The sequence below is a fragment of the Malaciobacter halophilus genome, assembly GCF_002837275.1.
Classification (GTDB): Bacteria; Campylobacterota; Campylobacteria; order Campylobacterales; family Arcobacteraceae; genus Malaciobacter; species Malaciobacter halophilus.
The window spans coordinates 1-1,199 of sequence record NZ_NXIF01000068.1; the positions used below are offsets into that span (position 1 = coordinate 1).

Here is a 1,199-nt window from a genome sequence, read left to right on the forward strand (position 1 = left end):
TAGTTTATCAATATCTTTACCAATTGCTTCTCTACCTTCTTGTGAAGTAGTATCAGTTGAAGCTTGAATAAGTTTTGTTTTAACTATATCTAAAATATTTGACTGCTCTGCCATAGCTTTATCAGCAATTTGTGTTAATGCAATAGCTGAATTACCATTTGAAACTGATTGTCCAATAGCATTCGCTTGTGTTCTTAATTTATCAGCAATTGCTAAACCTGAAGCGTCATCACTCGCTTTGTTAATTCTTAAACCTGAACTTAATTTCTCTAATGAGTTTTTTAAGTTATTTTGTGTGTTTACTGCACTTTCTTGTGATTGTAAAGATGCAACATTTGTATTAATTCTCATAATAAATCCTTTTTTATAAGATAAAAAGATTTACCCATGATACGGGAGCCTGAAACATTCTTGTATTACCAAGCATAGAATCTTATTCTTCGGAACCCATTGACCCCTATACAAATTGCTGTTTCAACTCCGTAAACTTTAAAAGAAAAATACAAAATACTAATTTATATTATTAAAGATTAAAAATTCTCTAATAACATCTTCATTGAAATATTACTTATTACAATAATTTTATAAATTATTGTAATAATCTAGTAACATTTTGTTGAATTGCATTAGCTTGACTCATTGCATAAGTACCAGCTTGTGCGATAATATTTTGTTTGTTAAAGTTTGCGCTCTCTTGTGCATAATCAACATCTCTAATTACAGACTCTGCATTTAAGATATTTGTTTTTTGTGTCATCTGATTTCTAATCGCTGACTCTAATTGGTTTTGAGTAGAACCGAAGTCTGCTCTCCATCCATTTAGTGTATTAAGTGCACTATCTACAGTAGCTAAAGCACTTCTTGCATTTCCTGCACTAAAGTTAGCTGAATCCCCAGCTGCAGCTGCAGTTTGTACACCAGCTAAACTTAATCCACTAGTATTTGCTTTAACACCAGCTGTCGTTTGAATAGTATCAGCACTAGTTTCACCCATTTGGAACGTTAATTGTGTTGCTGCTGCACTTGCAGCTGAACCTTGTAAAAGGTTTGTTCCATTATAATTTGTTTGACTAGCAATATTATTTAACTGAGATAATAGTTTATCAATATCTTTACCAATTGCTTCTCTACCTTCTTGTGAAGTAGTATCAGTTGAAGCTTGAATAAGTTTTGTTTTAACTATATCTAAAATATTTGAC

Annotated in this window: 2 protein-coding genes; both read right to left on the reverse strand. The window is 31.4% G+C overall.

What is annotated here, in order from left to right:
• On the reverse strand, positions 1-351 hold a 351-nt coding region (locus CP960_RS13015), incomplete at its 3' end, for a flagellin N-terminal helical domain-containing protein (protein WP_458118322.1).
• 238 nt (positions 352-589) lie between these two features.
• The coding region (locus CP960_RS13020) for a flagellin (RefSeq protein ID WP_101185912.1) at positions 590-1,199 on the reverse strand (610 nt) is incomplete at its 5' end.